The sequence below is a fragment of the Polaromonas sp. JS666 genome, from assembly GCF_000013865.1.
GTDB lineage: Bacteria > Pseudomonadota > Gammaproteobacteria > Burkholderiales > Burkholderiaceae_C > Polaromonas.
The window spans coordinates 3,375,422-3,396,013 of sequence record NC_007948.1 but is presented as its reverse complement, the minus strand read 5'-3'; the positions used below and the strand labels follow the sequence as shown (position 1 = coordinate 3,396,013).

At 64.0% G+C, this 20,592-nt stretch carries 17 protein-coding genes; 6 read left to right on the top strand and 11 right to left on the bottom strand.

Annotated features, from left to right (window positions below; genetic code table 11):
* Positions 1–21: 21 nt before the first annotated feature.
* Positions 22–1,992, bottom strand: a complete 1,971-nt coding sequence (gene mutL / locus BPRO_RS16035; RefSeq protein WP_041388880.1) for a DNA mismatch repair endonuclease MutL — start codon at positions 1,990–1,992, stop codon at positions 22–24.
* A gap of 74 nt (positions 1,993–2,066) precedes the next feature.
* Here mutL and BPRO_RS16030 point away from each other — a divergent pair, with 74 nt between their 5' ends.
* On the top strand, positions 2,067–2,714 hold the full coding sequence (locus BPRO_RS16030) for a VTT domain-containing protein (protein WP_011484117.1): 648 nt from the start codon (positions 2,067–2,069) through the stop codon (positions 2,712–2,714).
* Positions 2,715–2,735: 21 nt separating this feature from the next.
* Here the strand turns inward: BPRO_RS16030 and BPRO_RS16025 are convergent, their stop codons facing one another.
* The 5 genes from BPRO_RS16025 to BPRO_RS16005 all read right to left on the bottom strand — a co-directional run bounded on the left by BPRO_RS16025 (position 2,736) and on the right by BPRO_RS16005 (position 7,342).
* Positions 2,736–3,980 (bottom strand): ROK family transcriptional regulator, encoded by a 1,245-nt coding sequence (locus BPRO_RS16025; RefSeq protein ID WP_011484116.1) that lies wholly within the window; start codon positions 3,978–3,980, stop codon positions 2,736–2,738.
* Positions 3,977–4,429, bottom strand: a complete 453-nt coding sequence (locus BPRO_RS16020) for an RbsD/FucU family protein (protein ID WP_011484115.1) — start codon at positions 4,427–4,429, stop codon at positions 3,977–3,979. Before BPRO_RS16020 ends, BPRO_RS16025 begins: the two co-directional genes overlap by 4 nt.
* 38 nt (positions 4,430–4,467) lie before the next feature.
* Positions 4,468–5,286 (bottom strand): ATP-binding cassette domain-containing protein, encoded by an 819-nt coding sequence (locus tag BPRO_RS16015; protein ID WP_011484114.1) that lies wholly within the window; start codon positions 5,284–5,286, stop codon positions 4,468–4,470.
* Complete coding sequence (locus BPRO_RS16010; RefSeq protein WP_041388879.1) at positions 5,286–6,242, bottom strand: ABC transporter permease; 957 nt, start codon at positions 6,240–6,242, stop codon at positions 5,286–5,288. Before BPRO_RS16010 ends, BPRO_RS16015 begins: the two co-directional genes overlap by 1 nt.
* Positions 6,243–6,328: 86 nt before the next feature.
* Positions 6,329–7,342, bottom strand: coding sequence for a sugar ABC transporter substrate-binding protein (locus BPRO_RS16005; protein ID WP_011484112.1), 1,014 nt, complete (start codon positions 7,340–7,342; stop codon positions 6,329–6,331).
* Positions 7,343–7,488: 146 nt separating this feature from the next.
* Between BPRO_RS16005 and BPRO_RS16000 the strand changes: the two genes are divergently transcribed.
* Together BPRO_RS16000 and BPRO_RS15995 are read left to right on the top strand one after the other, a co-directional pair.
* Entirely contained in the window at positions 7,489–8,505 is a 1,017-nt protein-coding gene (locus BPRO_RS16000) for a PfkB family carbohydrate kinase (RefSeq protein ID WP_041388878.1), read from the top strand.
* Between the two features lie 679 nt (positions 8,506–9,184).
* A complete protein-coding gene (locus BPRO_RS15995; RefSeq protein WP_011484110.1) occupies positions 9,185–10,669 on the top strand; it encodes a PhoX family protein in 1,485 nt (494 codons plus the stop codon).
* Positions 10,670–10,913: 244 nt separating this feature from the next.
* On the opposite strand, the gene BPRO_RS15990 is transcribed toward BPRO_RS15995, so the two are convergent.
* The 3 genes from BPRO_RS15990 to tsaE all read right to left on the bottom strand — a co-directional run bounded on the left by BPRO_RS15990 (position 10,914) and on the right by tsaE (position 13,270).
* A complete protein-coding gene (locus BPRO_RS15990) occupies positions 10,914–11,138 on the bottom strand; it encodes a glycine zipper 2TM domain-containing protein (protein WP_011484109.1) in 225 nt (74 codons plus the stop codon).
* Positions 11,139–11,360: 222 nt separating this feature from the next.
* The gene (locus tag BPRO_RS15985; RefSeq protein WP_011484108.1) at positions 11,361–12,776 is read right to left on the bottom strand and encodes an N-acetylmuramoyl-L-alanine amidase; all 1,416 of its coding nucleotides are present in this window, start codon (positions 12,774–12,776) and stop codon (positions 11,361–11,363) included.
* Positions 12,773–13,270, bottom strand: coding sequence for a tRNA (adenosine(37)-N6)-threonylcarbamoyltransferase complex ATPase subunit type 1 TsaE (gene tsaE, locus BPRO_RS15980; RefSeq protein ID WP_041388877.1), 498 nt, complete (start codon positions 13,268–13,270; stop codon positions 12,773–12,775). Before tsaE ends, BPRO_RS15985 begins: the two co-directional genes overlap by 4 nt.
* A gap of 27 nt (positions 13,271–13,297) precedes the next feature.
* Between tsaE and queG the strand changes: the two genes are divergently transcribed.
* Positions 13,298–14,365 carry a tRNA epoxyqueuosine(34) reductase QueG gene (gene queG / locus BPRO_RS15975; protein WP_157045943.1) on the top strand — a complete coding sequence of 356 codons (1,068 nt, stop codon included), beginning with the start codon at positions 13,298–13,300 and terminating at the stop codon, positions 14,363–14,365.
* Between the two features lie 53 nt (positions 14,366–14,418).
* Here the strand turns inward: queG and BPRO_RS15970 are convergent, their stop codons facing one another.
* On the bottom strand, positions 14,419–15,474 hold the full coding sequence (locus tag BPRO_RS15970) for an IS630 family transposase (protein WP_011484105.1): 1,056 nt from the start codon (positions 15,472–15,474) through the stop codon (positions 14,419–14,421).
* A 126-nt stretch (positions 15,475–15,600) separates the two neighbouring features.
* Positions 15,601–16,506, bottom strand: coding sequence for an AEC family transporter (locus BPRO_RS15965; protein ID WP_011484104.1), 906 nt, complete (start codon positions 16,504–16,506; stop codon positions 15,601–15,603).
* 120 nt (positions 16,507–16,626) lie between these two features.
* Between BPRO_RS15965 and BPRO_RS15960 the strand changes: the two genes are divergently transcribed.
* Together BPRO_RS15960 and BPRO_RS15955 are read left to right on the top strand one after the other, a co-directional pair.
* Entirely contained in the window at positions 16,627–17,607 is a 981-nt protein-coding gene (locus tag BPRO_RS15960) for a tripartite tricarboxylate transporter substrate binding protein BugE (RefSeq protein ID WP_041389925.1), read from the top strand.
* A 313-nt stretch (positions 17,608–17,920) separates the two neighbouring features.
* On the top strand, positions 17,921–20,518 hold the full coding sequence (locus BPRO_RS15955) for a helix-turn-helix transcriptional regulator (RefSeq protein ID WP_041388876.1): 2,598 nt from the start codon (positions 17,921–17,923) through the stop codon (positions 20,516–20,518).
* The last annotated feature ends 74 nt before the right edge of the window (positions 20,519–20,592 follow it).

Sequence of the window (20,592 nt, the reverse complement as noted above, 5' to 3'; positions counted from 1 at the left end):
ATACGCGGGCGGGCGGAAAGTTCAGCGCCCGCGCAGAAACAGGGCGTCCAGCTCCCGGATGCTCACCTGCCGCCAGGTGGGCCGCCCGTGGTTGCACTGGTCGGAGCGCTCGGTGGCTTCCATCTGGCGCAGCAGGGCGTTCATCTCGTCAATCGTGAGCTTGCGGTTGGCCCGCACGGCGCCATGGCAGGCCATGGTAGAGAGCAGCTCATTCTGGGCCCGCTGGATCACGGTGCTGGCGTCGTGCTGGGCCAGCTCGGCCAGCACGCTACGCGCCAGTTCCACCGCGTCCCCCTGTGCCAGGCTGGTCGGCACGGCGCGCACCGCCAGGGTCCTGGGGGAAAACGGCGTGATTTCCAGGCCCAGGGTGGCCAGCGTTTCAATGCAAGCCTCGGCGGTGGCCACTTCCTGCGGGCTGGCGGCAAAGGTGGCCGGAATCAGCAGGGGCTGGCTGGCAATGTGCGCGCCTTCGCTGCTGTCCATCTGGCTTTTCAGGCGTTCATAGACGATGCGCTCGTGGGCCGCGTGCATGTCCACGATGACCAGGCCCTGCGCGTTCTCGGCCAGTACGTAAATGCCCTGCAGTTGGGCGATGGCGCGGCCCAGCGGCCAGTCGCCGGGCGGCAGGCTGTCTGCCGGGCCGGCGGAGGAGGCGCCTTGGGGGAGGCTTGGCGAGGGTGAAAAGCCGTCGCTTGCCGCTGGCCTGCCAGGCTGCACCGGTACCGGCCACATCGCCTCGAAGTCCGACGCCCGGTGGCCACCATTTGCTGCGAAGTTGATCGTTGGCTGCCCCCAGGTTTTCTGGGTAAAGCCGGTATTTGATGCTGAAAATTCGCTGGAAATCAGGGGGGCGGCAGTGTCGGCTGCAGCACCGTCGGGGCTGGCCGCAGCGGCCGAGCGAGGCGTGGCCAGTGCGTTTTCGGTGGCGTGGCGCACTGCCTGGTGCACCTCGCGGCTGTCGCGAAAGCGCACTTCGATTTTGGTCGGGTGCACGTTCACGTCGACGCGGGCCGGGTCCATCTCGACATACAGCGCATACACCGGCTGGCGATGGCCGTGCAGCACGTCTTCATAGGCGCTGCGTGCCGCGTGGGTCAGCACCTTGTCGCGTACATAGCGGCCATTGACATAGGCAAACTGCTGGTCGGCGCGCGAGCGCGCAGCATCCGGAATGCCGGCGCGGCCCCACACGCGCACTGCGGGCAGCCCGTCGGTCCGCCGCGCCGCGCTTTCGTAATAGACCGCGACGGATTGCTCGACAAAGTCGCTGCCCAGCACATCGGCCAGACGCTGCGTGTGGGCCGCAGCCGGTTCACCAGGGCAGGCGCGCCATTGCTCCACCAGCTTGCCCTCGTGCCAGATGGCAAAGCCGACGTCTGGCCGCACCAGCGCATGGCGGCGCACGGCTTCAATGCAATGGGCCAGTTCGGTGGCGTCGGTTTTCAAAAACTTGCGGCGCGCCGGGGTGGCATAAAAGAGTTCGCGCACTTCCACGCTGGTGCCGCGGGAGCGCGCGGCCGGCTTCAACTCGCCGGTGCGGCCATCGAGTTGCCAGGCATGGGCGGCTTCGCCGGCGTTCCCGCTGGCTCCGTCAAGTGTTCTTGACAGCAGGCTCATGTCGGCAATCGAGTTGATGGCGGCCAGCGCCTCACCCCGAAAGCCCATGGTGCCCACGGCTTCGAGGTCCTGCAGCGAGGCGATCTTGCTGGTGGCGTGGCGCCGCAGGGCCACCGGCAATTCTTCGCGCGGGATGCCCTGGCCGTCGTCCTCCACGAGGATCAGCCGCACGCCGCCGGCCAGCAGTCGCACCGTCACCTGCGTGGCCCCTGCGTCCAGCGCGTTATCCACCAGTTCGCGCACCACCGAAGCCGGCCGTTCGACCACCTCGCCGGCGGCGATCTGGCTGATCAGCTCGTCCGGCAACTCGCGGATGGGTTTGCGCGGGGGCGGGGAGGTCTGGAGCGGCGAAAGGGTTGACGGCAGGGCGCTCATGGTTGCAGCCATTTTAGGGGGCGGAGCCGGCGGGCTGCCAAGCCTGTCTTATTCAGCCCCGATAATCCCGTCTCATGGAACTGCTAACTTATCTGATGGATTTCATTCTCCACGTGGACAAACACCTGGAAACCTTTGTCACGAGCTACGGCACCTGGGTTTACGCGCTGCTGTTTCTCATTATTTTTGTGGAAACCGGCGTGGTCGTCATGCCATTTCTGCCCGGCGACTCGCTGCTGTTTGTGGTCGGCGCGATGTGCGGCGTGGGCCTGATGAGCTATCCGCTGACGCTGGGGCTGCTGTTTGCGGCAGCGGTGCTGGGCAACCAGTCCAATTACGCCATCGGCAACTACTTCGGCCCCAAGGTGTTCCAGTGGGAAGATTCAAAATTTTTCAATAAAAAGGCGTTTAACCAGGCTCACGAGTTCTACGAGCGTTACGGCGGGATCACCATTGTGGCGGCGCGTTTCATGCCCTTTTTACGGACTTTTGCCCCGTTTGTGGCCGGTGTGTCGCAAATGACGCGCAGCAAATTCACGCTGTACGACATCACAGGCGGCGCGCTCTGGGTCGGCGGCATCGTCACGGCGGGCTACTTTTTCGGCAACGTCCCCTTTGTCAAGGCGAACCTGGACAAGATCATCTGGGCGATGATTTTGATTCCGGGCCTGTTCGTCCTGTTTGGCGCGTGGAAGGCCCGGCGCCAGGCGCGGCAGGCCTGAGGCCGCCCGGCTCGGCCCGGCTCAGCCGCCGACCTTGAGAAACAGGTCGGGATCGGGGGCAAAATTGGCGTGCAGCGGCAACAGGGCGCCGCCCAGCGCGCGGGCGTCCGGGCCCATGTCGCCGGCGATCACCGTGGCTGGCCACAGGCCTTCCCAGTTGTAGCGGCCCAAGGCTTCACGGGTGCGCTCGATCAGCTGGAGCAACAGGGGCCGGCAGAACGAGCCGTCCATCACCACGGCATCAATGTCCAGGAAGGCCGTGGCGCTGACCACGCAGTGGGCCAGCGCATTGGCGGCGCTGGCCACCCAGGCGCCGGTCTCCTGGTCGAACGGGGGCTGCAGGGCCCGCTCGTCGTAGGCCGCGGCCGGGTCCAGCCCCTGCGCCACCAGGCGCCGCTCCAGTTCCCACAGCGAGGCCTGACTGATCAGTTGGGGCGGCGCGTCGGCTGCCTGCGCCACCTGCAGGGGCAGCGAGGCGACGGCACCGGCATTGCCATGGATGCCGGCATGGGGGTGGGAGTTGATGACCAGGCCCCCGCCGACAAAGGTGTCCACAAACAGGTACAGAAAACTCTTCAGGTCGCGTCCGCGGCCGGCCACCAGTTCGGCCACGCAGGCGGCCGATGTGTCCTTGGCAAAGTTCACCGGCAGGTCGGCCATGGCCTGGACTTCAGTGCCCAGGTCGATGCGGTTCCAGGCATCTGACTGGTCGTCCGACAGCCCCAGCATCCGGTGCCAGCCGCCGAACTGGAACGGTGCGGCGACGCCGACCCCGACCAGGCGCGGGGCCAGCGGGCCGAGCTGCTCGCGCAGGGTGCGCAGGTGCTGGCCTATGGTGGGAATCAGCGTACCAGCCTCGGGAAAAGGGTAGGTCACCGACAGCCGCTGCCTGACTTTGCCGGTGAAATCCACCAGCAGGGAGTCGGTGCTGCGCCGGCCTATCTTGATACCGACGGAAAAGGCGCCGTCCGGATTCAGCGCCAGGGGCACCGAAGGCTGGCCGATGCGTCCACGCACGCGGTCCTGACGGATCAACAGTCCGTCTTCTTCGAGCCGGGCCGTGATCAGCCCTATGGTCTGGGCAGTCAGGCCGGTCAGGCGGGCCAGATCGGCTTTGGGCAGGCTGCCGTGCAGGCGCAGGGCCTGCAGCACCACGCGCTCGTTGAACTGGCGCATGCCCACCTGGTTGGAGCCGCGCGGACGCAACAAGCGCGGCGGCGCAGGGGAAATGGCCCCAGGGGCGGGTGAAGCACTGGCTCGTGTCATGGCCGCAGATTCTCGCCGATCACGCCCTTGCGAAGGATGAAGTTGCCAAAGGGCTGCAGCTCACCCGTCACCACAATGGCATAGGCCCGGCGCACCCGGTCATAGAAGGCATGGCGTTCGATGGCCTCGGCCTGCTGGTGCGCCAGCAGGTTCGGGGCCAGCAGCGCCAGCACCTCGCGCTGCAATCCCGAGCAGTAAGGTGCCTCGGTGCCACTGACCTGCATGTAGGCCACCGGGTGGTCCACATCTTCGGCCAGGGGCAGCAGGGAGATCACGGCCTGTGCCGTCCGCGCCATGCCATGGCCGGGCAGGCGCAGCACGGGCTTGCCCGCACCCAGGCTCATCGCGGTGAAGTTGGCGTCGGCCAGCACGAGCGCATCGTCGTGGCCCATTTCGGCCAGCAGCTTGAGCAACTCGGGGGTGAGCAGGGAGTCGATGCCTTTAAGCATGGGGCAATCTCATGGTCAGGTTGAGTGCGAACAGGCGTTCAGGCCAGTGCGGCCTGCGGCAGTTCTTCGGCCGTCTTGGCGCCAGTCATCACGGCGACGGTATCGCTCATGCTGATGGTTTTGGGGTTGACGACGGCCGCACGCCGGCCCAGGCGCTGGATATGGATGCGGTCGGCCACCTCGAACACATGCGGCATGTTGTGGCTGATCAGGATCACGGGCAGGCCCTTGTCGCGCACCCGGCGAATCAGCTCCAGCACCATGTTGCCTTCCTTCACGCCCAGCGCGGCCGTGGGCTCGTCCATGATCACCACGTGCTGTGCGAAGGCAGCGGCGCGCGCCACGGCCACGCACTGGCGCTGGCCGCCGGAGAGCGTCTCCACCGCTTGCGTCATCGAGCGAATCCCGACCTTGAGCTCCTGCATGCGGGCAATGGCCTGCTCCAGCATCCGCTTCTTGTCGAGCAGGTGCAGCAGTTTGCCAAGGCCTCTGGTCTTGATGAGCTCACGGCCGAGGAACAGGTTTTCGGCAATGCTCATGGCCGGGGCAACGGCCAGGTCCTGGTAGACGGTCTCTATGCCGGCCCGGCGTGCATCGATGGGGGACTTGAAGCGCACCGGCTTGCCGTCCAGCAGCAACTCGCCTTCGTCGGGCACGGTCGCCCCCGACAGGGCCTTGATCAGGGAGGACTTGCCGGCGCCGTTGTCACCGATCACCGCCAGGATTTCACCGGCGCGCAGCTCAAAGTCGGTGCCGTCCAGCGCAGTCACCTGGCCGTAGCGTTTGACCAGGCCCCGGGCCTGCATGACCAGAGGGGAGGAGGCGTTGGGTGAGTGGTTGGGTGAGGTGGTATTCATCAGCGGGGCCCCTTGCGCGACATCTGGTCAGCAGCGACTGCGAGGATCACCAGGATGCCGGTGATCAGCGTTTGATAAACGGAGGCAACGCCCATCAGCGTCAGGCCATTGCGGAACACGCCCACAATCACCGCGCCCACCAGCGAGCCCAGGATGATGCCGCGCCCGCCAAACAGGCTGGTGCCGCCCAGCACCACGGCGGTGATGGCATCCAGGTTTTCGGTTTGCCCGGCGTTGGGGTCGCCCACGCCGGTGCGCGCGACCGACAACAGCGCGGCAATGCCGTAAAAAAGACCCGCCAGCGCATAGACCGTCACCAGCACGCGGTCGACCCGGATGCCGGTCAGGCGCGCGGCTTCGGCGTTGTTGCCCACCGCGTACAGGTGGCGGCCCGGCGCGGTCTCCCGCAGCACGAACCATGCGAGGGCGTACAGGGCGATCATCGTGACCGTCCCCAGGCTGACTTCGGTGCTGCCCAGGCTGAAGGTGTTGCCCAGGGCGGTCATTTCATCCGGGAGGTTGGAAATGATTTGCGCGTTGGAGTAAATCTGGGTGATGGCGAACGCGATGTTCAGGGTGCCCAGCGTCACGATGAAGGGGGGCAGCTTGACGCGGGTGACCAGCAGGCCGTTGATGAGTCCAAAGCCGGTGGTGACCGCCAGCCCGCAGACAATGGCCAGGTAGGGGTTGATGCCGTAGTTCACCGCGAACTTGGTCATGATCATGCTGCCCAGTGCCATGACCATGCCGCATGACAGGTCGATGCCGGCAGTCAGGATGATCAGGGTCTGGCCGATGGCCAGGATGCCCACAACCATCACCTGCTGCAGCACCAGTGACAGGTTTTCACCGGTCAGGAAACGGTCTGACTGGGTGGTAAAAAAGATGCAGGTGGCCAGCAGGGCCAGCCAGGGGCCCAGGGCCCCCCACGGGATGTGGCGTGAAGTTGAATTCATCGGTGAACCCCTCGAAGTGATTGAAGGAACAGGGGCGCGCTCAGGCGGTCCCGCCAACCCAAGGTCTGCTTCGGGCAACTGCCGGGTCATTTGGTGCCCCAGCAAAGGTCCATGCCCGTCTTGAGGTCCTTGCTGTCCACGCCGCTGACCGGCTTGGCCGAGATCAGGGTTACGCCGGTGTCGGTGTAGCCCGAGGACTTCTGGCCGCCCTTGGCGTACTTCACGCCGGCCTCCACGCCCAGTGCCGCCATCTTCAGCGGATATTGCTGCGAGGTCGCAGTGATCATGCCGGCCGCCAGATCCTTGATGCCCTGGCAGCCGCCGTCGACGGACAGGATCAGCACGCCTTTTTCCTTGCCGGCCTTCTTCAGCGCGTTGAAGGCGCCGGCGGCGGCGGGTTCGTTGATGGTGTAGACCACGTTGATGTCGGGATTTTTCTGCAGGCAGTTCTCCATGGCGGTCTGGCTCTTGGCCCGGTCGCCAAAGCTGTCGGCCATGCACACCACGGCAGGGTCCCGCGACAGTTCGTTGGACTTGGCGTCTGCCGCAGGCAGGCCAAAACCCTTCATGAAGCCGTTGTGCCGCTGTGCGCCCACCGGGTGGCCGGGCAGCAGGTCAAGCGTGACGATACGGGCGGGTTTGCCGGCCATTGCCGCCTTGGCGTACTGGCCCACCAGGACGCCGGCCTGGTAGTTGTCGGTGGCAAACAGCGCGTCGGCGCCGGCAAAGGGGCTGTCCAGCGCGATCACCTGCACGCCCTTGGCCTGCAGTTTTTTGACGGTCGGGGCGATGGCATCGCCGCTGGCGGTGATCAAAATGGTCTTGGCGCCGGCAGCCGCCATGTTTTCAAGGGCGGTGATCTGGCCTGCGGTGTCGCCGTCGGATTTTCCGGCCGCGGTCAGCAGCTTGGCACCGAGTTTTTTGGCCTCGGCCTCGGCCCCTTCCTTCATCTTGACGAAGAAGGGATTGGTTTCGGTTTTGGTGATCAGGCCGATCACCGGCTCGCCCGCAGCGAATGCGCAGGTTGCGGCCAGTGCAAGGCTGGACAGCGTGAGAAGGGTGGCGGTACGGGCGATGGTGTGGGCAACGGTATGTTTCATGCGACTTGTCTCCTGCTTGATGGAATGTTCATGGTCGGGTATGGCTACCCTCGGGGAAAGTACCCATTACCGATGGGCTTGATCGAACTATAGTGGCGCTGGAGTTATTAAATCAAGTTGTTTTAGTTATGGAAAACCCTTTAGTCATGGAAAACCCTGATAAACCTCTGCAGGTGGCCACGGCGGGCGAAGCGCTCATCGATTTGATCCTGCAGCCCGACGGGCGCTACGAGCCCTGCATTGGCGGCGCGGTCTTCAACCTGACACGGGCGCTCGCCAGGCAGGACATCGGCACGCTTTACCTCAATCCCCTGTCGGGAGACCGCTTCGGCCGCCAGCTGGCGGCAGCCCTTGTCAGCGACGGCGTGCAGCTGGCCCATTCGCAGCCGGTGATGCAGAGCACCTCGCTGGCGCTGGTGGGGGTGGACGACAAGGGGCACCCCGACTACGCCTTTTACCGCGATGGGGTGGCGGACCGTGCCATCACGGCGGAGCGGCTGATCCGGTCGTGCCGGCAAGCGCCCGCGCTGCAGATGGTCTGCACCGGGGCGCTGGCGCTGGCGCCGGAGGATGCCCCGCACTACCTGCCCTGGCTGCGCGCGCAGCGTGAAGCGGGCACGCTGGTGGTGGTGGATGCCAATCTGCGTCCCTCGGTGATGCCGGACCTAGAGGCCTACCGGCGCAATGTCCAGGCGGTGATGCAGCAGGCCGACGTGCTCAAGGTCAGCGATGAAGACCTGGAGCATCTCGCAACGCCAGGAGGGGATGCGCTGGCGCGCGCCCAGCACCTGCTGGACGCGACGTCGGCCCGCCTGCTGGTGCTGACGCTCGGTGCGCAGGGCGCCTGCCTGCTCACGCGCGAGGGCCGGCAATGGAGGGCGCGTGAAGCCATGCCGCTGAAGGTGGTTGATACGGTGGGCGCCGGCGACTGTTTTCTGGCGGGCTTTCTGGCTGCCTTGCTGACGCACGATGGCGCGGGGCACGGCTTGACTGGCGCAGCGGCTGCCGCTGTGCGGGCGCCGCTGGACGACGCGGCGGGCCGCAGGCTGCTCGCGCATGCCCTTGCCAGCGCCAGCCTGTGCGTCATGCGCCGCGGCTGTGTGCCGCCGACACGGGTACAAGTGCAGGCCAGGGTCGAGCAGGCGCCTTGCGCGTTTGGCTGACCCGACGCCGGGTGCTGATGCGCCGCGCCGCGCCGCGAATTCACGCTGTACGACATCGGGGAGGGGCGCTCTGGGTGCGCGGCATTGTCACGGCGGGTTACTTTTTTGGCAACGTTCCTTTTGTCAAGGAGCACCCGGACAAGATCATCTGGGCGACGATCCTCTGATTCCAGGCTTGTTTGTGTTGTGTGGCGCGTGGAAAGCCGGGCGCAACGCCAGTGCGTCAAGCTGAAGTTTCCGGCAATCCTGTGTGAATCCGGCTTCGCCTGCTGGTAAGCGATAACCCGGATGTGTCAATCCGGGCAATGTCCCTATAACCTATATAACCTGTAACGCCAGAGAAACCATCAACACGCTGCCTAAGTAGCAGTGTTAATAGCGGTATTGAGCAGCGCTGGTGCCGGCCTGCACTCCGCGCGACCCGATTTTCAGGGGGATTTTCATCGATGGGTTGGTTCGCGGACGGCGGTACGGCCAGACACCGCGGCCCCGTCGTCCGTTGGTGGTCCGTTTTAGCGATGCAATTGTCAACGGTCGGCTGTCAATTGTGCAGGGTGCTTCCGTTGATCTTCCGTTGATCTTTCATTGATAAGAGGTGCCAACGCTGTCACAGCAACTTCATCTGCCTGTGTTTTTATCGAATCGGGAATTGTCCCAAAAACACCCCGGAGAGAAACGTATGGAAGACACCATCAATGCGTCGCGTCGCAGTCTTTTGAAGGGCGGCACGGCCGCTGTCGCTATCCCGTTCGTCGCAACGCTGCAGGCATTTGCAGCACAACATGCCAACGCCGCGCAGCCAGCGCCATCATCGATCGTCGGCCCTTATGGTCCGATTCGCCCAAGCAGGGACCTGAGTACCGGGTTGGAACTGCTTCAGCTTCCCGACGGATTCAGCTATCGCAGCCTGTCATGGACGGGTGATCTGATGGCCAACGGGCAGCCGACGCCACGCGGCCATGACGGTATGGCTGTCGTCGCAGAACGTAACGGGCCAAGGGGCCCCGAAATTGTGCTGATCCGTAATCATGAGCTGGGTGAGGGCGCAGAAGTCATCGGTGCGGGCGCGCAGTATGACCGCAGCCAGGTTCAAGGCGGAACCACCAACATCACTTTCCGGCACGGCACCTCGGAACCGGCCCTCACCGTGCCGAGCCTTGGCGGTACGCTGGTCAACTGTGCCGGTGGCGTCACGCCATGGGGCACCTGGCTGACCTGCGAGGAAACCATCGCGGACCGTACTTCAGTGGGCGGAAGAAAGCACGGCTATGTTTTCGAAGTCACAGCCGACCCCTCACAGACAACAGGCCAGCCGATTGTCGACATGGGTCGTTTCAGCCATGAAGCGGTCGCAGTCGATCCCGCCACCAGCATTGTTTACCTGACGCAGGATGACCGCAACAAGTCGGGCCTGTATCGTTTTATTCCGCGCAATACCAGCATGCAGCCGGGGGCGCTGGCGCAGGGCGGCACTTTGCAGGCGGCGCGTGTCAAAGGCCAGCCAAAAGCGAGCCTGATGGTTGCAACGCTGGGTGACACGTACGAGCTGGAATGGGTCAACATCCAGTATCCGGACGCCGACCCGCAGGTGTACCTTGTGCCGGATGCGTCCGGCCCCGTTGCCGGCCCCTTTGTGCAGGCCTGGGACCAGGGCGCGCTGCGTATGAGCCGCGGCGAAGGCGCGTGGTATTTCAACCGCAAGATGTATTTCGTCGATACATCGACGGGCAGGGATGCCGGCGGCCGGCCAGGACGCGGTGAGGGCGCAGTGTGGGAGCTCGATCTGGCGACGATGCGTTTGAAGGCGGTTTTCGTCTCCGGCAGTGCTATTGCGGGCAACAACCCCGACAACATCACCGTCAGCCCTCGCGGCGGCGTGCTGTTGTGCGAAGACGGTGGTGGCGTGGCGGACGAGTTCGGATTCGGCGATCGTCTGATGGGCCTGATGTCAAACGGCGCAAGCTACATTTTTGCGAAAAACAATATCGTCCTGACGCCGCAGGACATCACCAGCTCCGGCAAGAAAGTTGCGCCGGAAGACTACCGCGATCGCGAATTCGCAGGAGCCTGTTTCGATGCCAAGGGGCAGACGCTGTTCGTCAACATCCAGACGCCGGGTATTACCTTTGCGATCTGGGGGCCATGGGCGCGCGGCACGCTGTAAAGCTGGTCGATTGGCAAACAAGAAGAAAGGCGACTCGCTGAAATTCAGGAGCCGCCTTTGTGTCTTCGGGTCCTTGTCTTTGAGTCTTTGTCTTGGTGTATACGACAGCGAGAGGATCCTCAACTCGCTGATCCATCCGCTCTGAACTGGCCCGCCCATCTGCCCCGTTCATCAGGTGCTTGCGGGCGGGCCGGCTTACCCCGCAACAGCGTGTCAGCGGGGCAACGGCTTGTTAGCTTGTTATTTAGCGGCCTTTGCTGAGCTCGTGACCGATCAACGCACCTGCGGCAGCACCGCCCACTGTTCCGATCGTGCTTCCGCCACTCACGGCACTACCGGCAACGCCGCCGACCACTGCACCCGTGGCAGTACCAATTTGCGTCCTGGTGGGGGTTCCGCAACCGGTCAGGGAGATCATGGAGGCAGCCACGGCGGCCATCAGGAATTTGGCATTCAGTTTCGCATTCATGGGGGCTACCTCTCCTTAAGAGTTTCAGGCTTTCCCCATCCCGGACAGTTTTTTTTGGGCCTTTTTTGGCCTTTGGGGGCCTTTGCCTGTATTCCCACTGTAGGACGCCGGTTTGTGCGGAACTGTAGGAGAGGGCCGTTGCCGCCTGTCGGTTGGGCTTGAAAAAAGCCGCAGGGAGCAGCCGCGCACGGACCCGCTGTCCGCGAGGACTGATCAGGGTGACTACAGAGCGCGATTCCGCGCCAGCGGCGGGTTGCGGGCAAAGTAGCGGCTGATGCCGCGCATCAGCGCATCCGCGAGCTGGATCTGATAGTCATCGCTGCGCAATCGGGCTTCTTCCTCCGGATTGCTGATGAAGGCGGTTTCTACCAGCACGCTGGGGATGTCGGGCGCCTTGAGCACCGCAAAGCCGGCTTGTTCAACCCGCGGCTTGTGCAGCCTGCCGACATGGCCGATCTCGCCCAGCATGGCGCTGCCCAGCTTGAGGCTGTCATTGATCTGCGCGGTGGTGCTCATGTCCAGCAGGGCCTTCTGGACCTGCACGTCCCGGGCCTTCACATTGACGCCGCCCACGAGGTCGGCGGAATTTTCCTTCTCGGCCAGCCAGCGCGCGGCGCTGCTGGAGGCGCCCTTGTCACTCAAGGCAAACACGCTGGCGCCTTGCGGGCGGGCGGTAAAGAAGGCGTCCGCATGGATGCTGATGAAAAGATCGGCCTGCACGCGGCGCGCTTTTTGCACGCGGATGTGCAGCGGCACAAAAAAATCCGCATCGCGCGTGAGGTAGGCGCGCATGTTCGGTTGCTGGTTGATGCGGTCGCGCAGGCGATGCGCGATTTGCAGCACCACGTCTTTCTCGCGTGTGCCACCGGGCCCAACCGCGCCCGGGTCCTCGCCGCCATGTCCCGGGTCCAGCGCCACGATGACGAGCCGGTCTGTCTTGCCTTCGGTCCGTCCCTTGCCAGCGGCCGCCATGTCGCCAGGCGGCCGGGCGGCCGGTAAGGGCAAGCGGTCGTCTGCAGAGCCAGCCAGCGGCGGGTTGCCCGCTGGCTTGTCGCCACCGGCCATTGCGCCCGATGGGGCTCGTCCGGTCTGGCGGGCGATCAACTCGCCCAGCGGGTCGGGGGCTGCGCTCGTGGATGAGCCGGCGCCGGCCTGCTTGTCGGCCAGCCGCTCGGCAATCAGGGCCTCCAGCGGGTCGATGGCCTGCGCCGGGTACAGGTCCAGCACCAGCCGGTGCTGGTAAGCAGCCACCGGCGGAAGCGTGAAGACCTGCGGCAGCATGGCCTGCTTCAGGTCAATCACCAGCCGCACCACGCCTGGTGCGTTTTGCCCGACGCGAATCCCTGAAATATTCGGATCGTCCGATTTCACCTTGGCCACCAACTCGCGCAAGGCCGGAATCAGGTCTATGCCCTCAATGTCAACCGCCAGGCGCGGCGGCTCGGCCACAAAGAACTGCCGCGCCTTGATTTCACCGTCGGACTCGATGGTGACCCGGGTGTAGTCTTTGGCCGGCCAGACGCGCACGGCGACAATGGTGGCGCCACGGGCAATGTGCTGCGCGCCCAGCAGCAGGACCACGCCGCCCAGCTGCAAGGCGCTGCGCCGGTTGAAGTGGCGACCGCTTTTATTCGTCATGCCAGCAGTTTTGCGCCGGTGGCACTGTGAGCCGTCGCTGTGACTGAACGGGACGTGTCACCCAACACCTCCATCTTGAGCAGCAGGTCGGGCGGCGGCAAATGGACGCCCGCTTTCTCGGGCCACTCCACCAGCTTGAGCCCGGGGCTGGCGAAGATGTCGCGGAAACCGGCTTCTTCCCATTCCCGCGGGTCATTGAAGCGGTAAAAGTCAAAGTGCCAGATCGACAGGCCCGAGGGACTCATGCCGGAAGAGGGCAGGGTGTAGGGCTCCACCACGGCATAGGTGGGGCTTTTGATGCGGCCCTTGACACCGAGAGCCCCCAGCAGGTGGCGCACAAACGTGGTTTTGCCGGCCCCGAGGTCGCCCTGCAGCTCAATCAGCGCCTGCCCGATCGCCGGTTGACGCGCCAATGCCTGCGCAAAGGCAAGGGTTGCGGCCTCGTCCTGCCAGACAATGTTTTTTACAATCAGCGGGTGGACCTGAACAGTCATCAATTCAATCATCAATTTGTAAATCAAATTCAGACTTGGGCGCGCGAGCTTGGATTTTCGCAAATTGGCGTGGCCGGTGTCGATTTGTCATCAGCTGAACCTGGATTATCAGCCTGGCTGGCCGCAGGCTTTCATGGTGACATGCATTACATGCAAGCGCACGGGCTGAAACGGGCGCGGCCGGCTGAACTGATTCCCGGTACCGTGAGCGTCATCACGGCACGCATGGATTATTTACCGGCTGCCACATCGGCGGTGCCGGGTGAATGGCAGGCCATCGAGTTCAGCCGGCTCGGGCGGCCCACCGAAGGCATCGTTTCGGTGTATGCCCGGGGCCGCGACTACCACAAGATCATGCGTGCCCGCCTGCAAAAACTCGGCGAGCGTATCGCCGTGCACGTCGAAAAACTCGGCCATCGCGCCTTCACCGACTCGGCGCCGGTGCTGGAGGCTGAACTGGCTGCCCGCAGCGGCCAGGGCTGGCGCGGCAAGCACACGCTGCTGCTCAACCGCGAGGCGGGCTCCATGTTTTTTCTCGGCGAAATCTATGTGGACCTGGCCCTGCCGCCCAGCGCACCGGTCGCACCGCATTGCGGTACCTGCAGCGCCTGCATCGATATCTGCCCCACGCACGCCATCATTGCGCCGTACAAGCTCGACGCCCGGCGCTGCATTTCCTACCTGACCATAGAACACGCCGGATCCATTCCGCTGGAACTGCGCCCCTTGATGGGCAACCGCATTTATGGCTGCGACGACTGCCAGCTGATCTGCCCCTGGAACAAGTTCGCGCAACGCAGTGCCCTGCCTGACTTTGATGAGCGCGAGGGCCTGACGGGGCAGCAGTTGATAACCTTGTTTGGCTGGACCGAGGAAGAATTTTTGCGCTTCACCGAAGGCAGCGCCATACGCCGCATTGGGCATGAGCGCTGGCTGCGCAATATTGCCGTGGCGATGGGAAATGCGTTGCGCACTGCAGGCGCGGGCGCGGGCGCCGGCGCAGATGCGCTGCGTGAAAGTTTGAGCCGGCGTGCCGATGACCCGAGCGCGCTGGTCCGGGAGCATGTGGGCTGGGCGCTCGCGCAATCGAGCTGATGGACGGTCGGCTTTTAGCAGTTGTTGAATGACATTCAACCGGAGTCGCTGCACTAGTGGACTGTAACGATTGAATCGGGAGTGATACGCCGTGACAAATCACAGTACTTCCATTTCACGGGTTTGGGTTGCTCGTTGTACTGGCGGATGTAGCGCATGAGTTTTCGCTTCAGATCAGGCAAAGACGTGAACACGCCACGGGCGATGACATCGCGCTCGATCTTGGCAAACCACAACTCCACCTGGTTGAGCCAGGACGAGTACGTCGGGGTGAAGTGCATATGAACGTTGCTGTGCGTGGCCAGGAACTGCTCGACGTGCTTGGTCTTGTGGGCCGAGAGGTTGTCGGCGATGACGTGAATCTCTTTGCCCTTGGGCTGGTTGGCCACGATATCGGTGAGAAACGCGACGAACTCGGCCGAGGTATGGCGAGTGGCCGTCTTGCCCAGCACCTCACCGGTCTTGGTATTGAAGGCCGCGTACAAGGAGAGCGTGCCGTGCCGGAAATACTCAAAGCCGTGTCGCTCGGCGCGCCCCGGCGACAGCGGCAGCACCGGGTCCAGCCGATCCAGCGCCTGAATCGCGGTCTTTTCATCGACACGGAACACCACGGCGTTCTGAGGCGGGTTCAGGTACAGCCCGATGACATCGGCAGCCTTGGTCTCAAAGTCCGGATCGTTGGAGGTGAGATAGCCTTCCAGCAAATGCGGCTTGATGCCGTGCCTGGCCCAGATCCGGGCCACCGTCATGTGGGAGATATCGCCGCCCAGTTCAGCTGCCAGTTTGCGCGAGGACCAGTGCGTGGAGCCGTCAGCCGGCTTGTGTTTGGTGGTTCGCGCCAGCACACGCGCCTCCAGGCGATCAGTCACCTTGTAGCGCTCGCGCCCGGCATGACGAGCGAACAGGCCGGCCAGGCGATCACTTTCAAAGCGTTTGCTCCAGCGATCAATATAGCTGTCGCTGCAGTCCAGCTTGGCGCGAATCTCAGCCCAGGTGAGCCCATCGGCCAGCAGCAGGATCAATCGGGCGTGGCGCGCCGAATCGGCTCGGGCGTTCCTCGCGGCAGCTTGCTGTTGAAGTTCCATGCGTTCGCTTTTGGTCAGTTTCATCGCAACCTCCATGGCTACAATGATACTTCCGTTTTAAACGTTACAGTCCACTAGTGACCTGTAACGGAGAAAAGAGAGTGAACTTTTCCCTGTGTAGAGTGCTTCCGATTCAATCGTTACAGTCCACTAACGCAGCACGCCCAGCGCAAAGGGCAGGCTGACGATGCCCAGCATGGTCGACAAGGTCACCAGGCCGGCCACATAGCCGCCGTTGTAGCCCATGCGCGCCGCCAGCACATAGGCGCTGGAGGCCGTCGGCAGCGCAGAAAACGCGAGCAGGACGGTGCTCTGCGCAGCCGACAGCCCCCAGGCTTTCGTCAGGCCCAGGGCTACCAGCGGCAGCAGCAGGTGGCGTATCGACAGCACCGCAACCGCCAGTGTCTTGGCTTGCGACAGATGGGCAAACTGCATGCCCGCGCCGGCTGCCAGCAGGCCCAGCGCCAGTGATGCCGCGCCAATGCGCGTGACCGTGGGCTCCAGCCAAATGGGCAGGGTGAAGCCCAGCAGGTTGGCCACAAGGGCGGTAGCAGTGGCCACGATCAGGGGATTGCGCACCAGCTCGCGCAGGAAGCCGCGCCTGGCGTGCCTCACCATGGGCCAGACCGCGGCCACGTTGAATAACGGCACGCAAACGCCGATCAGCACGGCAATCAGCTGCTGGCCCTCGGTACCCGCCAGCCGGTCTGCCAGGGCCAGGCCGATGAAGGAATTGAAGCGAAAGGCAACCTGGGCGCTGCCCGCATGCTCGCGCGGGTCAATACGCCGGCTCAGCCAGGGGAGGTAGGGCAGGCTGTAGGCCATCGCAATGCCGGACAGCCCCAGCAGCAGGCCCGCGCCGATCAGGCTGGACGTGGCCCCCAGGTCCAGCGGGCTTTTGACGATGGACTGGAACAGCAACACCGGAAACAGAAAGTAATAGACCAGGCTCTCCACCTGCTCCCAGACCGTGCGGTTGAGCGCGGTGTAGCGGCAGACCAGGTAACCACAAACAATCAGGGAAAAGTCGGGAAAAAGAAGTTGCGCGTAATTCACCCGCCGAGAATAACCGCAAAGGCTGTGGTGTTCGGGTTTGCCCTTATGCGTAATCCACAGCAGGCAGGCATGTGGCTTGCGTATACCATTCCATCTGTTTTGATTTTGAAGGACTTCACCATGCAACGTCGTTATCTGTTTGCCTTGTCTGCTGTTTATGCGCTTACCCTGGCCGTCACGGCAGGTCCCGCATGGTCGCAGGCGTATCCCAACAAGGTCATCAAGCTGCAGGTGCCGTTTGCACCTGGCGGCACGACCGACATCGTGGGGCGCGTGATTGCCGAGCCACTGGGCAAGGCGCTGGGCCAGACCGTCATCATCGAGAACAAGGCAGGCGGAGGCGGCGTGATCGGCGCCACTGAAACAGCCCGTGCCGTGCCTGATGGCTATTCGCTCGGCATGGCCACGGTGTCCACTACCGCAGCCAACCCGGCCATCAACCCCAAGGTTCCGTACAACCCGCTGACGGACTTCACGCCCATCATCAACATTGCAGCGACCCCCAACATCATTGCGGTGCACCCCAGCTTTCCCGCGAGGACCTACAAGGAGTTTGTCGCGGAACTCAAGAAGAACCCCGGTAAATACTCGTATGCGTCATCAGGCACGGGCGGCATTGGCCACCTGCAGATGGAGCTGTACAAAAACCTGAGCGGCACCTTTGTGACGCACATTCCGTACCGCGGCGCGGGGCCGGCCTTGAACGATACGGTGGCGGGCCAGGTGCCCATCATTTTTGACAACATTCCTTCGGCCTTGCCGTTCATCCAGCAAAAGCGCCTGATTCCGATTGTGGTGGCCGCACCGCAGCGCCTGGCGGCGCTGCCCGATGTACCAACTTTCAAGGAGGTGGGCCTGGAGCCGGTGAACCGCATGGCGTATTACGGCATTCTGGGCCCCAAGGGCCTGCCGAAAGAAGTGGTTGACAAGGTCAGCGCGGGGGTGAAGAAGGCGCTGGAAGATCCGGCCGTGCGCAAGCGCATTGAAGACACCGGCTCACTGGTCATTGCCAACACACCCGAGCAGTTTGCGGTGCAAATCAAGGCCGAGTACGAGGTGTATAAAAAGGTGGTCGATACGGCCAAGCTCAAGCTGGAGTGAGCCGGGGCTTCGGGCCATCAACCGCAAGCCGCCTTCGGGCGGCTTGTTGCGTTTTTGGCATGTTGACGCCCGGCAGCCCGCAGGAAATCCATTTCCAGCCCGTGCGCTCAGCCGCAGCGGCGGGTTCATCAAACGGGAAATCCGGGCCTGGCTGACGGGGCTGATCAAGCAGGCGGAATCGAAGCTCGCGGCAATCGCAAAGACAGGCGTACCATGACGATCCGTGGTATCCACACCATTTACACCTCATGCTCCCCGATCACCGCATTCTCCAGGGAATCGGTCGATTGAACTCGTTGAGCGCGATGCCGTATTGCACGCGCTTGACGACCGTCTGCGTTCCGTCGCGCGCGGCACCGGCCACACCGCCCTGATCGCTGGCGAGGCTGGCATAGGCAAGACCAGCCTGCTCAACGCGCTGGCCGAAAGACGTGGAGAAGCCAATTTGTGGTGGGGCGCCTGCGACGCGCTGCAGACCCCGCATCCGCTCGCCCCACTGCAGGATATCGCGCGCTCCTCGGAGGTCGGGTTTCGCCCGCTGCTGGGTGGCGACGGCAGCCGCGCAGCGCTGTTTGAAGCTGTGCTCACGGAGCTCCAGCAGAGCCGTCGTCCGACACTGGTCGTGATCGAGGACGCGCATTGGGCCGACGATGCGACGCTGGATCTCCTCAAGTTCCTTGGCCGGCGGATCGATCGTGCCGCCTGCCTGCTGGTCATCTCCTATCGAGACGACGAGTTGACCCCAGCGCACCCGCTGCGGCGCTTGCTGGGCGAGTTGCCGGGCAGCCTCGTGACCCGGGTGGATTTGCCCAGGCTGTCGCCAGCGGCGGTCGAACTCCTCGCCCGCTGCGCCTTGCGGTCGCCGGACGGCATCTACTCAGCGACGCACGGCAACCCGTTTTTCGTGACCGAGCTGCTCAGGCATGGCATCGACGGCGTGCCGCGCAGCGTGCAGGATCTGGTTCTGGCAAGGTTCGCGCGACTCAGTCCGGGCGCACAGGCTGTCGTCAAGCTCGCGTCCGTCGTTCCTGCGAAGATCGAGCAATGGCTGGTCGAGGCGCTGCTCGGAACGAACGTCGCCCTGATCGAAGAGTGCTTGAATTCCGGACTGCTGACGACTGCTGCCTCGGCACTGTGCTTTCGTCATGAACTGGCGCGGGTTGCGATCGAAACATCGCTGTCCGAACCCGTTGCACGCGCACTGCATGCGAGCGTCCTGGATGCGCTGGTGCGAGAGGACAAGTTGCTGGTCTCGCTGGCGCGCCTGGTACACCACGCCACGCAGTCCAGCGACAGCGCCGCCGTGCTGCGCTATGCGCCTGAAGCGGCACGTCAGGCGCAGCAGCGCGGGGCGCACCGGGAGGCGGCCGCCCACTACCGCGCGGCGCTTCAGTACGCGAAAGGCGCAGGGGAAGCCGACGAGGCCCAGCGTGCCGCCTGGCTCGATGCTTACGCGCACGAATGCCAGCTGACCGACCAGTTGAACGAAGCCATAGCCGCGCGTTTGCGCCTGGGCGAGGTGCACCGACGCGCAGCCAACGCCCTGGGCGAGGCGGAAAATCTGAGCCAGCTCGCCCTGGTCTATGTGCTGGCCCTGAGGAACACCGACGCCGACGCCGCGAGCCGCAGGGCGATCGAGCTGCTCGAGCCGCTGCCGCCCGGCGTACGGCTGGCCGGCGCCTACCGTGTGGAAGCCCAGTTGCGCATGCTCAATCGGGACTGCGAGGTTTCGGTTGCCTGGGGCAGTAAAGCTCTCCGGCTTGCCGAGCAGTTCGAACATCGCGAAATTCTTGGCGCTGCCGTCAGCACGCTCGGGACCGCCACGATGTTCATCGATTACGACGCTGGTTGCGCGCACCTGCAACGCGCGCTGGACCTGGCGCTTGCCGACGGACTGCACTACATCGCGGCCAACACCTACAGCAATCTCGGCTCGGGATCCGGTGAACTCTTTCGGCTGCGTGAGGCGCAGCGCTACCTCACCCAGGCCATCTCCTTTGCGCAACAGCACGAGATCGACTTCTACCGCAACTACTCGACGGCCTGGCTGGCGTTGTGCGAGATGTATCTGGGCCGCTGGGACGACGCGGCTGAACATGCGCAGGACATCGTCCAGCAGACGACCCACCGCACCACCAGCCGCATCATGGCCCTCGTCGCTTTGGGTCGTTTGCGGGCGCGGCGCGGGGAGCCCGGCGTGGCGGAAGTGCTGGACGAAGCCCTGGAGCTGGCCCTTGCCAGCGACACGCTCCAGCGCATCGCTCCGGTACGCGCGGCCCGCGCCGAAGCAGCCTGTTTGCGTGGCGATCTGCGCGCTGCGGCTGAAGAGGCGCGATCGGTGTTGACTCTCGCCACCCACCATCGACATCCATGGTTCACCGGCGAGCTGGCCTATTGGATGAAACGAGCAGGCGCGCTCGACGTCGCGCCGCTGCCCTGTGCCCAGCCCTTTGCCCTGCAGATCGCTGGCCACTGGCGCGAGGCAGCGCAGGCGTGGGCGGACTTGGGCTGTCCCTATGAGCAGGCGCGCGCCCTGAGCGAAGGCGATGAGGGTTCTCAACCGCAGGCATTGACACTGTTCGAGCAATTGGGTGCACGCCCGGCAGCGGACGGGTTGCGCCGACAGCTGCGAGCGGCGGGGCTACGGGGCCTGCCCAGAGGAATGCGACCCTCAACACAGACGAATCCGCACCAACTCACCGCACGCGAGATCGAAGTGCTTTTGCTGCTGTGCGAAGGATTGAAGAACTCGGAAATCGCAGAGCGGCTGTGCCGATCGGTACGCACCGTCGATCATCATCTGGCGGCTGTTTTCACGAAGCTCGGCGTTGCGTCGCGCACCGAAGCCGTGGCTGCGGCGCTGCATGCGGGGATCGCGTCCCAATATGGGCAAGGCAAGACGGCAATTTAGGCAAGCCCACCGTGGGCGCTTGCGACGCGGGCAACTAAGCTGAACCCGACGGTGAATTTCCGCCGTCGCAATTC

Bases quoted from the DNA above. Each gene is read 5' to 3' on its own strand.
- mutL (WP_041388880.1), bottom strand. From the start codon at position 1,992: ATGAGCGCCCTGCCGTCAACCCTTTCGCCGCTCCAGACCTCCCCGCCC.
- BPRO_RS16030 (WP_011484117.1), top strand. From the start codon at position 2,067: ATGGAACTGCTAACTTATCTGATGGATTTCATTCTCCACGTGGACAAA.
- BPRO_RS16025 (WP_011484116.1), bottom strand. From the start codon at position 3,980: ATGACACGAGCCAGTGCTTCACCCGCCCCTGGGGCCATTTCCCCTGCG.
- BPRO_RS16020 (WP_011484115.1), bottom strand. From the start codon at position 4,429: ATGCTTAAAGGCATCGACTCCCTGCTCACCCCCGAGTTGCTCAAGCTG.
- BPRO_RS16015 (WP_011484114.1), bottom strand. From the start codon at position 5,286: ATGAATACCACCTCACCCAACCACTCACCCAACGCCTCCTCCCCTCTG.
- BPRO_RS16010 (WP_041388879.1), bottom strand. From the start codon at position 6,242: ATGAATTCAACTTCACGCCACATCCCGTGGGGGGCCCTGGGCCCCTGG.
- BPRO_RS16005 (WP_011484112.1), bottom strand. From the start codon at position 7,342: ATGAAACATACCGTTGCCCACACCATCGCCCGTACCGCCACCCTTCTC.
- BPRO_RS16000 (WP_041388878.1), top strand. From the start codon at position 7,489: ATGGAAAACCCTGATAAACCTCTGCAGGTGGCCACGGCGGGCGAAGCG.
- BPRO_RS15995 (WP_011484110.1), top strand. From the start codon at position 9,185: ATGGAAGACACCATCAATGCGTCGCGTCGCAGTCTTTTGAAGGGCGGC.
- BPRO_RS15990 (WP_011484109.1), bottom strand. From the start codon at position 11,138: ATGAATGCGAAACTGAATGCCAAATTCCTGATGGCCGCCGTGGCTGCC.
- BPRO_RS15985 (WP_011484108.1), bottom strand. From the start codon at position 12,776: ATGACGAATAAAAGCGGTCGCCACTTCAACCGGCGCAGCGCCTTGCAG.
- tsaE (WP_041388877.1), bottom strand. From the start codon at position 13,270: ATGACTGTTCAGGTCCACCCGCTGATTGTAAAAAACATTGTCTGGCAG.
- BPRO_RS15970 (WP_011484105.1), bottom strand. From the start codon at position 15,474: ATGAAACTGACCAAAAGCGAACGCATGGAACTTCAACAGCAAGCTGCC.
- BPRO_RS15960 (WP_041389925.1), top strand. From the start codon at position 16,627: ATGCAACGTCGTTATCTGTTTGCCTTGTCTGCTGTTTATGCGCTTACC.